At 66.5% G+C, this 14,110-nt stretch carries 10 protein-coding genes; 5 read left to right on the plus strand and 5 right to left on the minus strand.

The annotated features are described in order from the left end of the window. Window positions 1-64: 64 nt before the first annotated feature. Window positions 65-1,927, minus strand: coding sequence for a S53 family serine peptidase (locus tag VGV37_RS08840; RefSeq protein ID WP_326879289.1), 1,863 nt, complete (start codon window positions 1,925-1,927; stop codon window positions 65-67). A gap of 463 nt (window positions 1,928-2,390) precedes the next feature. Between VGV37_RS08840 and VGV37_RS08845 the strand changes: the two genes are divergently transcribed. From VGV37_RS08845 to VGV37_RS08855, 3 genes are read left to right on the plus strand one after another with little or no spacing between them, the layout of a single operon-like run. Beyond that, on the plus strand, window positions 2,391-4,541 hold the full coding sequence (locus VGV37_RS08845; RefSeq protein ID WP_326879290.1) for a glycosyltransferase: 2,151 nt from the start codon (window positions 2,391-2,393) through the stop codon (window positions 4,539-4,541). 5 nt (window positions 4,542-4,546) lie between these two features. Then, a complete protein-coding gene (locus VGV37_RS08850) occupies window positions 4,547-5,407 on the plus strand; it encodes a glycosyltransferase family 2 protein (protein WP_326879291.1) in 861 nt (286 codons plus the stop codon). A gap of 22 nt (window positions 5,408-5,429) precedes the next feature. Next, window positions 5,430-5,573: a hypothetical protein gene (locus VGV37_RS08855; protein ID WP_326879292.1), complete on the plus strand. Its 144-nt coding sequence runs from the start codon at window positions 5,430-5,432 to the stop codon at window positions 5,571-5,573. Here the strand turns inward: VGV37_RS08855 and VGV37_RS08860 are convergent. From VGV37_RS08860 to VGV37_RS08875, 4 genes are all read right to left on the minus strand, one after another. Continuing rightward, window positions 5,560-7,635: a tetratricopeptide repeat protein gene (locus VGV37_RS08860; RefSeq protein ID WP_326879293.1), complete on the minus strand. Its 2,076-nt coding sequence runs from the start codon at window positions 7,633-7,635 to the stop codon at window positions 5,560-5,562. The two genes, VGV37_RS08855 and VGV37_RS08860, sit on opposite strands and share 14 nt — an antisense overlap. 138 nt (window positions 7,636-7,773) lie before the next feature. Then, window positions 7,774-8,013 (minus strand): hypothetical protein, encoded by a 240-nt coding sequence (locus VGV37_RS08865; RefSeq protein ID WP_326879294.1) that lies wholly within the window; start codon window positions 8,011-8,013, stop codon window positions 7,774-7,776. An 89-nt stretch (window positions 8,014-8,102) separates the two neighbouring features. Then, on the minus strand, window positions 8,103-9,965 hold the full coding sequence (locus VGV37_RS08870) for a TRAP transporter large permease subunit (protein WP_326879295.1): 1,863 nt from the start codon (window positions 9,963-9,965) through the stop codon (window positions 8,103-8,105). 22 nt (window positions 9,966-9,987) lie between these two features. Continuing rightward, entirely contained in the window at window positions 9,988-10,974 is a 987-nt protein-coding gene (locus tag VGV37_RS08875; protein WP_326879297.1) for a TRAP transporter substrate-binding protein, read from the minus strand. Between the two features lie 370 nt (window positions 10,975-11,344). On the opposite strand from VGV37_RS08875, the gene VGV37_RS08880 reads away from it, so the two are divergent. Together VGV37_RS08880 and VGV37_RS08885 are read left to right on the plus strand one after the other, a co-directional pair. Further along, complete coding sequence (locus tag VGV37_RS08880; RefSeq protein WP_326879298.1) at window positions 11,345-13,429, plus strand: alpha/beta hydrolase domain-containing protein; 2,085 nt, start codon at window positions 11,345-11,347, stop codon at window positions 13,427-13,429. Window positions 13,430-13,627: 198 nt separating this feature from the next. Beyond that, a partial coding sequence (locus VGV37_RS08885) for an aldehyde dehydrogenase family protein (protein ID WP_326879299.1) occupies window positions 13,628-14,110 on the plus strand: 483 nt, incomplete at its 3' end.

The raw sequence follows: 14,110 nt of genomic DNA on the forward strand, positions 1-14,110 counted from the left end.
GGCCCGAAAGCAGAAATGGCGGGGTTGCCCCCGCCATTTCCTCTTCGCTGAAATCCGATGGATCTCAGGGGTTGCTGGCCGTCTGCGGATTGCCGGCCGCCGCTGCGGTGGGCAGTGCCAGGAAGTTCCGCACGTCGGGCGTGCCATTGCCCGTGATGAAGTTGTAGGGCTGCAGGTTCGAATCGGTGCTGTAGAGCCCGTCGAAGCCCGGAATATTCTGGTGGTAGAAGCGATAGGGCGCGAACGAAGCGCCCAGCAGATGCTGAACGAACGCACTGTTGTAGATATAGGTGTTCAGGTTGCCGAGGCGGTGGCCGAAGCGCTGGACACCGAGTGCGGCGACACCGGCGAACTCCGGTGCCGCGACCGAGGTGCCGATGACCCCGACGAACTCGCCGCCGAAGCTGATGATCACGGCACTGCGGGTTTTATCCGCACCGCAGGTCGGGGCGACGATGCCCGACGGGCAACCGCCGACCTGCATGCCCAGATCCGGTACGGTCCGCATCCGCGACTTCACCACCTCGAGGCCCAGGATCAGGCTCTGGTAGCTCGGGCGGGGATAATGCGCGCTGATACCGCCGCCGGCACCCCAATAGCCTCCGCTCACATTAGTGCCGAGACCATAGGGGTCGTAAGGCAGCTCCGGATCGCCGAAACCATTCTCCGACACGTATTTCGAGGTCAGGGTCGGCGGATTGGTCTGCGGGCTGGGCGGGGTGGTCGTGATGAGGTTCGTGCCGCCGACAGCCGTCACGTGCGGGCTCGACGCCGGCTCTTCGACACCGGCCAGGAACGTGGCCGGCAACCCGCTCAGATAACCGGCGCTCGGGCAGCCGAGGCCGCCGCTGTCGCCGGAACTGGCGATGAACGTGATGCCCTGGGCATTGCCCTGCTTGAACAGGTCGTCATAAACGTCGAGGATGCCGGACTGGTCGACGCCGCCATTGTAGGCGGCGGTATAGAACAGTTCGCAGCCGCCGAACGACGAGCTCACGATGTCGGTGCGGTTCGTCTCTACGATCGTCAGGTAGGCGTCGAGGACCTGTTCGTCCGACAGGTCGGGAATGTTGTACAGCACCACGTTGGCACCGGGCGCGCCGCCCAGCACCTGCTGCACGTCGAGCGATGCCTCGAACGAGCCCCCGCTGTCTGTGCTGAACGGAGCGCCCCCGTTGATGGCGACGCGGCCGGTCAGCTTCGGATCCGGCGTTCCGGTCGTCGTCGACCAATGCTCATGATCGAACACGGCCTTGACGTCCGAATCGAGGACATCGGACGACATAACGATCGCGACATTGGCGCCCTGACCGTTCAATTGCCGACCGGTCAGCGGTGCCTTGGTCTGATAGGATGGATAGTCGTAAGCCTGCTTCAGGTCGTTGTACCAATAGGGGCCGGCGGCGGAGAGACGATTCTCCGGCGCGGCCAGCGCGTTGGCATCGAGCTTCACCGCGCGCGCATGCTCGCGCATCCGGACGCCGGGTGCGAAATGCGCGACGATGGCGCCTTCCTTGCTGAGCGCCTGGGGCATCACGATGCCGCCCTGGGCCGCCATGCGCACGCCGCCGGCGCCGTTCGTCGTATAGACGAGCCGCGTACCGAACAGCTTCTGCACCGCGGTGGCGCTGCCTTCGATATGCAGGCTGCGCGTATGGACGTCCGTCACCGTCAGGCCGGCGGCCGCAAGACTGGCCTTGACGCTCGCCACCTGGGCGTCGGTCGGACCGAAGCGGTCATGGAACTGCTGCGGCGACAGCCATTGCTGGTAGCTGGGCGAGCCCGCGATCTGCTGCGCCTCCAAAAGCGCATTCAGATCCGCCACATTCCGAAGCGGCAGGAACACTTCGAAGCCGACCTGCTGGCTCGATTGTACCTGCTGGGTGACGGCTGCCGCCCTCGCGGGCGTGACCGACGCAAGACCCATTACGGCAACGGCGCCCGCTGCCGCCCCGATCGCAAAACGCGAAACAAGCATGTTGATTCCCCAGTCACGTGAAGCCGTTATTTTTGGGTGCAGCGACAGAGCGCGGCACATACCCGTCAACCAGATCCAGCGCATCAACGCCAGGGGAAGAAGGGCATTGTGGAAATGAGCGGCGACGGTGTTGGCGGGCAGGAAAAGACCCGCTTTGGACTGTCTTGGGCGTCATCCTGACGCACCCGGAGCATGGTTTCAATGGACACGAAAACGCCGCCGATGACTCGTAACGTCGCCGTTACAGAATACCGCAAAATTCCGTTAGAGATCGCACGGGCGGACCGGTTGACCCTGTGCGGGGCGTTTGCGATGGTGGGAGGCATGTGCGACCACAAATGGCTTCCATCGACCCCCACGGCTCGCCCCTCCATTGCGATGAACCGGCGACCCGTCCGTGGTCGATGATCCCGTGACCGCATCGTCTGCGGGGGAGCCGGAGCAGCTCGAACTCCTGGTCGGTCCGATCGGGCCTGCGACCCTGCCCAGTGCTCCCGACGAGATCGCGGCGCTGGTTCGACGCGCCGCGACGCTCGAGACCCGGCTGACCACAGTCACCGATCACTTCCGGCGGCGCGATGCCGCGGTCGAACGCGGCGATGGGCGCTCCGGTCTCCACGACGCGCTCCGCACGCTGGGTCGCTGGGCAGACGGACTCTGGTGCCAGGCGGCACCGCCGTCCGAGGCGAAGCCCGCGCCGCTGCCCCGGATCTCGATCGTGACGCCGGTCCTGAACGCGCGCGAGACGATCGCCGAGACGATCGAGTCGGTGCTGGGCCAAGCCTATCCGAACCTGGAATATATCGTGGTCGACGGCGGATCGACCGACGGGACCCGCGAGATCATCCGGGGCTACGCCGACCGGCTCGACCTGGTCATCGCCGAGCCCGACGATGGTCTCTACGACGCGGTCGCCAAAGGTTTCGCGCGCGCAACCGGCGAGGTCTTCGCGTGGCTCGACGCCGACGATCTATACCTGCCGGGCGGGCTCGACCGGGTCGGTCGCCATTTCGCGGCGTTTCCGGACGATCGCGTCATCTATTTCGAAAATCTGCTGACCATCGGCGACTGGCGCTTCGCCAACCAGCCGCTTGGCCTCGTCGATTTCCGGCGGTTGCTCGACGGCCATTTCCTGTTCCAGGACGGCGTATTCTTCCGGCGCATCGCCCATGACGCGGTCGGCGGTCTGGATCGCACGTTGAGGCTCGCCGGCGACTGGGCGTTCTGGCTGGCCCTGGCACGGCGCTATCCGCTGCGCCGGCTCGACGGCCACGTCAGCGCCTTCCGGGTGCGGTCCGGGCAATTGAGCGAAGACATGGCAGGCTATGAAGCCGAAGCCGCACTGGTCTCGGCCCGGCTCGCGTCCGGCCGGTCACGGGCGGAACGGTTGGCGGAGTGGCCGGGCCATATCGCCCTCGGGCTCATCGAATGGCTGGAGTCCATGGCCCGACGGCTTGGGCCGCATCGCCGGCTCTATTTTCCGCTGGCGCTCGACGAGGATGTGCCGGGCCCGCGCGGCACCACGGCGCGACCGCCCGCCCCCGCACGCTGCCCGGTATCGGGCAGCGTGCCGAAGCGGCTGCTGTTTTCGAGCCCGGACACGAGGTTCGGCGAGCCGGGCCTGAACGAGATCTGGTACCACCCGGAAAACCACGTCGCGGCGATCGGCCCGGAGCTCGACCGGACCACTCTGCGCCGTCTGCACGAATGGCACTATGGCGGCCAGAGCCGGGACATCCGGGTTCCGGCCGAGGAAAGCGCCAGTCCGTTCCGATACTACCGGGGTTCCATCGGGCGTACGGCGGCACTGGCCGCGCGTCTGGTGCCCGCCCCGTTGCGCCGGTCCCTGGTGCCCTGGGCCGATCCGACGATGCGCGAGATGAAGCGCATGCTGCGTGGTCTGTTGCCACGCCGCACGACGCCGCTGCGCGTGCTCGATCTCGCCTGCTTCGAGGGCGAGCTGCTCGATGGCTTCCGTGCCGACGGCTGGCAGACCTTCGGCTGCGACTCGAGCGAACGTGCCGCCGAGGCCGCGCGGTCCAAGGGGCACGGCGTCTGGCTGGGCGGGATCGAGGACGCTTTGCGCGTCATCCCGATCGAAGAACGGTTTGATCTCGTCATCCTCGCCCAGGCGCTCGAACATGCGACCGAGCCGCTGATGGCGCTGCAACGCGCGGCGCGCCTGCTGGAGCCCGATGGCCTGATCCTGATCAGCACCCCCAATCTCGATTCGGCCCAGATCGAGCGGTTCGGCCCGACCTGGGCCCATTGGCACCCGCCGTTCCAGCGCTTCGTCTTCTCGGCCCGGACGCTGGCGGGCTTGGCGCGGTCGAGCGGCCTTCGCCTGCTGCGCACGCGCACCTGGTCGCATCCCTATTGGAGCTGGCTCAGCCTGCGCCTCAACCAACTGGGCCTGATGGGCGCCGTGCCGCACGGCCTGCCGCCCGATCCCGACACACGCGGTGCCGCCGAGACGACGGCGCTGGCCGCCCGTCTGTTCCAGAACTGGCGCGGCCGCGGCGACTATCTCTACGCCGTGCTGAAACCGGACCGCCGGAGTTGAGTGCGATGGAACGCCCGCGCATCACGCTCGTCACCCCCAGCCTGAACCAGGTGCGCTTCGTCGAGCGTACCGTCGCCTCGGTGCTGGGCCAGCGCTATCCGCGCCTGGAATATATCGTCATGGACGGCGGATCGACCGACGGCACGCTGGAGATCCTGAAGCGCTATCGCCGGCATTTCGCCTATATCGAGAGCACGCCCGACGATGGTCCGGCGCCGGCCCTGCAGCGTGGCTTCGCCCGGGCGACCGGCGAGATCATGGGCTGGGTCAACAGCTACGACATGCTGGCGCCCGAGACCCTGGAATTCGTCGCCTGGTATTTCGCCACCCACCCGAAGACCGACATGATCTACAGCCACCGGGTCATGATCGATACGGCCGACCGCGCCGTCGCCTATTGGCTGCTGCCCCGCCATTCCGGCCGCAAGATGCGCCGCTGGCCGCGCATTCCGCAGGAAACCTGCTTCTGGCGGCGCGGCCTGTACGAGCGCGCCGGCGGCATCGACGCGAAATACCGCTTCGCGATGGATTTCGACCTGTTCGCCCGCTTCATGATGATCGGCCGGGTCGACCGGGTCGACCGGTTCCTGGGCGCCAGCCGGCTCAATCCCAGCTCGACCAGCACCCGCAAGCGCACGGTCGAGGGCGGCGTCGAGATCGATCGGATCCGGGCCGAGCACGGCCTGCTGCCCCGCCCCTGGTGGCCGCTGCTGGCCCACCGGTTCGAGCAGGGCATGGAATGGCGCGGCCGCCGCTTCGCCGACGAGGGCCGTGTGCTGCCCGGCTGCCTGCCCGGCCTCGGCTGGACCTACGATCGCCTATGGGGCGGCACCCTCGCCTCGCCGCGCGAAGGCGGCTCGGCGTAGGGTCCCGCGCTCAGTCCTGGACGTGCTTCGCCGCCTGGGCAAGACGCCGGCGCTGGAATCGAACACGCTGGCTCCGCTGCTGAAGCGGCTGGAAGCGCTGCGCCTGCAGACCGATATCGCCATGCTGCGGCAAGCGCTGGAGGCGCGTGCTTCTATCGCCGGCTGACTTCGAAAAACACCGCCTCGACCGATCGGGCAAAGCCCGGACCGTCGAGCAGCGGCGACCCGGCAAGTCGCGCGCGCATGCCGGCCCGCAGGGCCGCGAGGCGGTCCGGATCGCCTGCCAGATCGGTGGCAAGTGCGACATAGCTGGCCAGATCCGCGGCGACGAGCTCGTCGAGCCCGACGCGGTGGAGAAGGCTGGCGCCCACCCGTCCGGCATGACGGGAGCCCGCCAGGGTGACGACCGGCACGCCCATCCACAATGCCTCGCACGTCGTCGTCGTACCGTTGTAGGGAAATGGATCGAGCGCCAGGTCGACCCGGCCATAGGCCGCGAGATGGCCCTGGGAATCATCGATGTGCCCCAGCAGATCGAGCCGGTCGGGCGTCACGCCGGCCGCCGCGAACCGGTCCTGGCAGAGCCGTCGCGTCGCCTGGTCTTCGAAAATCTTGTATTTCAGCAGCAGCCGGCTGCGGGGCACGCGGTCGAGCAGACCGGCCCAGGCCCGCACCGTATCGTCCGACAGCTTGGCCGGATGATTGAACGAGCCGAACGTCACGACATCGCAGGACAGGCAGGGCGGCGACACTATCGCCGGGGCATTGCCCGGTGGCCGATAGCAGAGGAAGCCGCCATCGAGCCGGAGCAGCTTTTCCGTATGGAAGGCGTCCGTCGAACCGGGCGGATCGGCGATCGCGTCGGTCAGGCGATAGTCCATGGTCGCGAGGCCGCTCGTGTTCGGATAGCCGAGCCAGGTGACCTGTACCGGTGCCGAGCGAGAGGCAAAGACCGTAAGCCGGGAGTTGCCCGTGTGCCCGCCCAGATCGACCAGCAGGTCGATCCCGTCGGCACGGATCCGGGCCGCGACATCGCCATCGGCGAGACCTTCGATCGGAACCCAATGGTCGGCCAGGACCTGGAGGCGTCCGGTCGTCTCATCCGCCTGACGGCCCTGGGCGTAACAGAAGATTTCGACCTGGGCCCGGTCGTGGTGCGCCAGGAGCGGCTCGAGGAAATAGGCGACCGAATGGGTGCGGAAATCGGCGGAGACATAGCCGATCCGCAGGCGGCCGGCCACGCGCACAGGAAATGGCGCGGTCTGCGGTTGGGCAAAGCGCGCGCCCCAGCTTCGGTGCGCCGCCAGCATCTCGACCGGGGATAGTTCCTCCGTATAGCTGCGCAGCATCAGTAGATTGCTGGCCGGCCCGGGCAGGTCTGGGCGGCGCGCCGTGGCCCGGGCGTAGGCGTCGATCGCTTCCGCGACCCGGCCCTGCTCGTGCAGCAGATTGCCGAGGTTGTTGAGCGTGCAGGCATCGTCGGCGTCGAGATCGAGCGCCTGCCGATAGCTCGCCAGCGCCTCGTCGAACCGTCGGGCGTTCTGGAGCGCGATGCCGCGATTGTTGAGCGCCACGACGGAGGTCGGTTGCAGCGCCAGCGTGCGGTCATAGCAGGCGAGCGCCTCGTCGACACGGTCGAGCGCCACCAGCGCATTGCCGCGATTGTAGTGCGCCTCGGCGAGGCCCGGATCGACGGCAAGCGCCTGATCCAGGCTCGCCAGCGCCTCGTCGAAACGGCCGAGCTCGCCCAAAGCATTGCCCCGGTTGACCAACGTCGCCGGATCGTCGGGCCTGAGACCCAGGGCGCGATCGTAGCGAGCCAGCGCGTCGGCAGGGCGGCCGAGACGCAGGAAAGCATTGCCGGAATTATACAATGCCTGGACGAGCGTCGGATCGACCGCGAGCGCCTTGTCGTAGCTGACCAGCGCCTCGTCGTAGCGACCGAGATCCTTGAGGATATTGCCGAGATTGTTGAGGGCCGCGCCGTAGCGAGGGTGGAATGCGATCGCCCTGCGGATCAGCCGCAGGCCCTTTTCAGGATCGCCAGCAGAACAGAGCACCAGGCCCTGCAGATGGAGCCCGTCGACGTTCTTCGGCTGCAGGTACAGCACCCGGTCGCATAGACCGCGTGCTTCGGCGAGTTGCCCGGCCCCGAGCGCGGCGGCCGCGGCATCGAGCAGGTCTGGAACGTTCCGGCTCGGCGGAGAGTTCGGCAAGGAAGACGGCATGGCCGGGACTATAGCCAGCCGGCGTCCGCGGCGGAAGGTTCGACCAGCGGCACGCACGGCGTTTCAAAATGCCTTCCTTGCATTTTGCCTGGCAAATTACCCGGATATTTGCCGGCGCTTGAGGCGCAGGCGTCCGGCTCAGGCCATGCGCGGCATGCGCCGCGCCATCCGGCTTTCGAACGGCTGGCCGCTGCGGGCCGCCTCGATCACCGCGGCGTGACGCGCGACGCTTTCCGGCAAGTCCGTGATTCCGTTGACATATCGAGCGATCGTCGCCCGCTTGCGGCCAAGCTGCTCGGCGGCCGACGTCAGGGACAGGTTCATCCGCTTCATCCAGGCTGCCAGCTCTTGGGCGGTGCGAATGTCGTTGCGAACCATGTCTTGCTCCTATTTCCGGCTGAATGGGCTGGGCGTGATGCCCGGTTCCCTTCCCTCTCCGCAATTGCGGTGCCGGTTTTGGAGCAGCCTCAGAGAAAACCGATCGAGAGCCATGGCACGGCCGCGATCAGTACGGTCGCGGCCAGCAGAACCGCCAGATAGGGCCAGACGCGCGACATGGCCGCATCGGGCGAGACCCGGCCGATGGCGCAGGCCGCATAGAAGCCGACCCCGAACGGCGGGGCGAACAGGCCCATGCCCATCGCCAGGACCACGACGATGGCGTAGTGCACCTCGTTGATGCCGAGCGCGCGGGCGACCGGGAACAGCAGCGGCCCGAACAGCACGATGGCCGGAATCCCTTCGAGCACGCTGCCCAGCACGGTGAAGACTAGGATCGAGATGGCGAGGAATCCCAACGGTCCGCCGGAGACCGCGCTCATGGTCGCGACCAGGGAATGGGAGAAACCCGATTGGGTCAGCGCCCAGGCCATCGCCGTTGCGGTGCCGATGATCAGCAGGATGGCGCCGGACAGCGAGGCGGTTTCGATCAGGATCGGCACGACCCTGCTCCAGTCGAACTGGCGATAGACGAACAGCCCGACCAGGATCGTATAGACGATACCGACGGTCGAGACCTCGGTCGCGGTCGCGATGCCGTCGACCACAGCGGCGCGGATCACGAACGGCAGGATCAGGGCGGGCACGGCGATGACGAACCGCTTGCCGATCTCGCTCCACGATGCCCGCTCGATGCCGGACACGTCGTCGTGACGGCAGCGCAGACGGGCCACGATGGCGAGCGCCAGCGCGCCGACCGCCGCCGGCAGCAGGCCGCCGGTGAACAGCGCCGCGATCGACACGCCGGTCACCGAGCCGATGGTGATCAGCACCAGGCTGGGCGGGATCGTCTCGGCCATAGCGCCGGACGCGGACAGCAATGCCACGAGTTCGCCCGGCGCCGCTCCGCGCTGCTTCATCTCCGGAAACAGGGCCGGCGCCACGGCCGCCATATCGGCGGCCTTGGACCCGGAAATGCCGGATACGAGATACATCGCGCCCAGCAGCACATAGGCGAGGCCGCCCTTCACGTGGCCGACGATCGAGGCCATGAACGCGACCAGCACGCGTGCCAGCCCGGTCATTTCGATCAAGAGGCCCAGGAAAACGAACAGCGGCACCGCCAGCAACACCAGGCCCGACATGCCCTCGTCCATGCGGCTGACCACGATGGTGAGCGGCATGCGCGTGACCACGGCCAGGTAGGACATGGTGGCGACGCCGAACGAGAAGGCGATCGGCACGCCGACCGCGACGCAGATCGCGACCAGCACCACGAAGAACACGACCAGATTGCCGATGCCCAGGCTCATCAGCCAGGGCTTGGCGAGCCAGAAGCCCACGGCGACCGCGCCGACGACGGCGAGCGCGCCCAGCATCTGCAGCAGGCTGGATCCGGCCACCAGGCGGCGTACCGCGATCAGCAGCATCAGCAGCGCGCCGACGATGATCGCCGCCACGCGGAAACTGTCGTGGATTTCGAGCGCCGGCGTGGTGATGAACCATTGCGCTTCGACATATGCGCGCGCCGGCGCGACGATCTCGAGCACGAAGACCGCGACCACGGCGGCGGCCAGCGCCCGGAGGCGAGCCTGCCAGATTGGCGGCAGCAGCATCGCCACCGCCGTCAGGCGCATGTGCTCGTCGCGCCGCAGCGCCACGACCGCGCCCAGCATGGCCAGCCACAGGAACAGGATCGAGGCCAGTTCGTCCGACCAGATCAGCGGGCGGTTGATCACGTAGCGCGACACCACCCCGGCGAACAGCACGCAGATCTCGACCACGACCAGCGCGGCGGCCGGCCATTCGGTCAACCGCCCCAGCCACAGGTCGAACCGGCCGCCACCGGATGTCGCCGCACTTTTCCCGACCTCGGCAGCGGCCATGCTCATCGCCCCGTTCCTCCGGCCGCGGTCAAGCGAGGCTGCCGACGTTCTTTTCGAGCAGCGCCCAGGCTTCGTCACCGTACTTCTGCTTCCATTCGGCGTAGAAGCCGGCCTTCTTCAGCGCGTCGCGGAACGGTTGCGGATCCGGATTGGCGAAGGTCAGGCCCTTGGACGTCAGATCGGCCTTGAGGCTGTCGTTCATCGAGGCTACGTCGGCCCGTTCGTCGAGCGCCGACTTGTTGAAGCTCTCCTGCACCAGGTCCTGCATGGCTTTCGGCAGTTCGGCGAACGCCTTGGCATTGGCCAGGAAATGGAAACCGTCCCACATGTGGTTGGTCATGGAGCAGTATTTCTGCACCTCGTACAGCTTGCCGGACTGGATGATGGCAAGCGGGTTTTCCTGGCCCTCGACGATCTTGGTCTGGAGCGAGGAATACACCTCCGAGAAATTGATGCTCGCCGGCGACGAACCGAACGCCTTGAACATTGAAGTCCACAGCGGGCTGACCGGCACGCGGATCTTGAAACCGGCCAGATCCTCGGGCTTCAGGATCGGCTTGGTCGAGGACGTGATCTCGCGATAGCCATTGTCCCACATCTTGTCGAACGCCACGAGGCCGACCTTGGAGATGGCCTGGCGCACGTGCGTCCCAAGATCGCCGTCCATGGCCTTCCAGACCTGATCGTAATCTTTGAAGGCGAAACCGATGCCGTTGATCGAGGCGATCGGCACCAGGGTCGAGAGGATGAGTCCGGACAGCGTGAAGAATTCGAGCGCACCGGAACGGACCTGGCTCAGCATGTCCGTATCGCCGCCCAGTTGGCTGTTCGGGAAGATCTGGATGTCGACCTTGCCGCCCGAGCCCTCGCGGATCTTGTCGGCCGCCTCTTTCAGGCGCGTATTCATCGGGTGCGAGACGGCCAGATTGTTCGCCATCTTGTAGCTGAATTCGGCCGCGCGCAGACCGCGCGGCAGCAGGGTGGCACCAAGCCCGACGGCCGCGGCGCTGGTCACGAAGTTTCTCCGGGTAATTCCCGTCATCTCATCCCTCCCGTGGATCATCGATCTCTTTGTTGAAGTGCAGCATTCCCCAGGGAGCGTGGAAGGGCAACCGTCCGATGGAGCCAAAAACGCCATTCGTCGGACTTTTTATCGATTGGGCCCGATGCGACGGGAGGCCGATGGATATCCGATCCGGACTTGCGGGCCGTTCCACCAGTCCCGGCCGCGCCGTTACCTCGAAATATTCGCGTCCGCTTCATTCGCCAAATCCAGTATCGGCACTCGATCGGTACATTGATCAATTGGCCGCACCGGTATATTTTCAGAAAAAATTAACCATAAAATCAATGCCAAGAAATGGGGAAGAATCTGGGAGGAAATCGTGAAAAAGCCCTGCTCCATGAGCCGGCCGCTGGCCGGAAGCCTTGCAGCAAGTTTGATCACCCTCGTCGGCCTCGCGCCGACCGCCAATGCCCGGGTCACCGGCATCGTGTTGGGCGCCCCCACGCAGCCCTACGGCACCACCGGCTTCGGAACGACCGGCGCCTATGAGGAACTCGACGGCGTCGCCAATGGCGAGATCGACCCGCGCGATCCGGTGAACGCGGTCATCCAGGACATCGACCTCGCTCCCCGCAACGCACGCGGCATGGTCGAATACACGACCAACATCTCGATCCTGAAGCCGGTCGACGAGAGCAAGGGCAACCACACTTTGCTGTTCGAGATCGTCAACCGCGGCAACAAGCTCGATCCCGGATTCTATAATGTCGGGGCGACGACCGCGAACCCGGCCGGCGACGGTTTCCTGGAGCAGCAGGGCTTCACTCTGGTATGGGCCGGCTGGCAGCCGGACCTGCTGCCGCTGCCGGGCCTGGTCACCATGAAGCCGGTGATCGCCCATCAGCACAACGGCGGCACGATCACCGGTGTCGTGCGCTCCGAATTCATCCTCGGCACGGCGGCGACGACCCAGAACATCCTGGCCGATTCCAGCTCCAATACGCCGGGCTATGCGACCGTCACGCTCGACAATTCCCATGACACCATGACCATGCGCGTCCATCAGGACGATCCCAAGGTCAAGATCCCCAACGGCGATTGGGCCTATGGCGACTGCACCAGCGTGCCGTTCCCCGGGACGCCGAACGCCCAGAAGGTGTGCCTCAAGAACGGCTTCGACACCAACCACATCTACGAACTGGTCTATACGGCGAAGGACCCGATCGTCATGGGGCTGGGCCTGGCCGCAATCCGCGACGTGGGCTCGTTCCTGCGTCATGCCCGGCACGACGAGGCCGGGACGCCCAACCCGCTGGCGGGCGCAATCAAATACAGCCTGCTGAACGGCATCTCGCAAAGCGGCCGCCTGCTGCGCACCTTCCTCGACCTGGGCTTCAACCAGGACGAACGACGCCGCCAGGTCTATGATGGGATGCAGCCGCACATCGGGTCGGTCCGCAACTACATGAACGTGCGCTTCGCCCAGCCCGGCCGCCTGGCCGGGACCCAGCATACCGAGAAGCAATATCCGGGACCCGAGGCGCCCGCGACCTACGAGCCGAGCTTCGATCCCCTCGCCGGCCAGTTTGGCGGCCTGTTCGATCGCTGCCGCCAGTCGGAGACCTGCCCCAAGGTCGTCCATACCATGAGCGACATCGAATATTGGCAGGCCTCCGGGGCGGCCGACACGACCGACCCGACCGGCACGCGCGACGAGCGCCTGCCGCGGGACGTCCGGATCTATGAATTCTCCAGCACGCAGCACGGCGGCTTCTCGCCGGTCGCGGCCCTGCCGACCTCGACCGGCATCTGCCAGCAATTGCCTAACACCAATTCCTATACCTACAACATCCGGGCGCTGCTGGTGGCATTGCAGCATTGGGTCGCAAAGGGAACGGAACCACCGGACAGCGACCATTCGAACCTCGCGCACCGCAGTCTGGTGCCGCTCAACCGGTTCGTATTCCCGGCCATCCCGACGGTGACCGACCCGCACGGCATCTTCAACACCCGCACCGTCTATTTCCGGGGCTTTCAATACGATGCTCCCGACCTGAGCGGGATCATCGCGGTTGAACCGCCGATTCCGGTCCGGCAATACCCGGCACTGGTGCCCCAGGTCGATGCCGACGGCAACGACATCGACGGCGTGCGTTCGGTCACGCTGCGCGCGCCGCTCGGCACCTATACCGGCTGGAACGTCCGCAAAGCGGGCTTCAGCGAGGGCGACGCCTGCGACCTGACGGGCGGGTGGGTGCCCTTCGCGCTGACCGAGGCGCAACGCCGGCAAGCGCATGACCCGCGCCCCTCGCTGCAGGAGCGCTACGGCACCCTCGCGGCCTATGCCAAGGTCGCGACGGCGGCGGCCAACACGCTGGTCGGCAAAGGCGAGTTGCTGAGCGGCGATGCGGCGGCGGCAATCGCCAGCGCCACGGCACAGGCCCACGCATTGGGACTGAACTGAGACCAGGACGGCCCCCGTTGCCTCGACGAGGCCGCGGGGGCCGACCCTCCACTTCATCGAACCGACGATTCGACCGTCGTTTCGCCGACCGGGCGCCCGCCCGTTCCGGCACTCTATCGACGATGTCGTTTCGGGGATGACCCGCGCGCACCAACCGGCTAAGCATCCGGCCAACGTGTCCCCCGGAGAATCGCCGCCATGTCGACCGCCCCCACCACTGCGCATGAGGTTTCCACCCTGCTGGATCGGCTCGGCGTCGATCGCAGCGCTTACGAGGGCGGGACACTCGCCGTGCGCTCGCCGATCGACGGCGCCATCATCGGGCGGCTGCGCGAGCATTCTGCGGCCGAGGTGACGGAGGCCATCGGCCGTGCACACGATGCTTTCTTGGCCTGGCGCGAAATTCCGGCGCCGCGCCGGGGCGAGCTGGTCCGCCTGCTGGGCGAGGAACTGCGTGCCCACAAGGATTTGTTGGGCCGGTTGGTCTCGCTCGAGGCCGGCAAGATCGTCCAGGAAGGCCTGGGCGAGGTCCAGGAGATGATCGACATCTGCGATTATGCGGTGGGCCTGTCGCGCCAGCTCTATGGCCTGACCATCGCCACCGAGCGTCCCGGGCACCGGATGATGGAAACCTGGCATCCGCTCGGCGTCGTCGGCGTCATTTCCGCCTTCAACTTCCCG

It is taken from the genome of Aliidongia sp., assembly GCF_035943795.1.
Classification (GTDB): Bacteria; Pseudomonadota; Alphaproteobacteria; order ATCC43930; family CGMCC-115725; genus Aliidongia.

Excerpts from the sequence above, each read along its gene's own strand:
- VGV37_RS08840 (WP_326879289.1), bottom strand. The coding sequence starts at position 1,927 with ATGGGTCTTGCGTCGGTCACGCCCGCGAGGGCGGCAGCCGTCACCCAG.
- VGV37_RS08850 (WP_326879291.1), top strand. The coding sequence starts at position 4,547 with ATGGAACGCCCGCGCATCACGCTCGTCACCCCCAGCCTGAACCAGGTG.
- VGV37_RS08860 (WP_326879293.1), bottom strand. The coding sequence starts at position 7,635 with ATGCCGTCTTCCTTGCCGAACTCTCCGCCGAGCCGGAACGTTCCAGAC.
- VGV37_RS08865 (WP_326879294.1), bottom strand. The coding sequence starts at position 8,013 with ATGGTTCGCAACGACATTCGCACCGCCCAAGAGCTGGCAGCCTGGATG.
- VGV37_RS08870 (WP_326879295.1), bottom strand. The coding sequence starts at position 9,965 with ATGAGCATGGCCGCTGCCGAGGTCGGGAAAAGTGCGGCGACATCCGGT.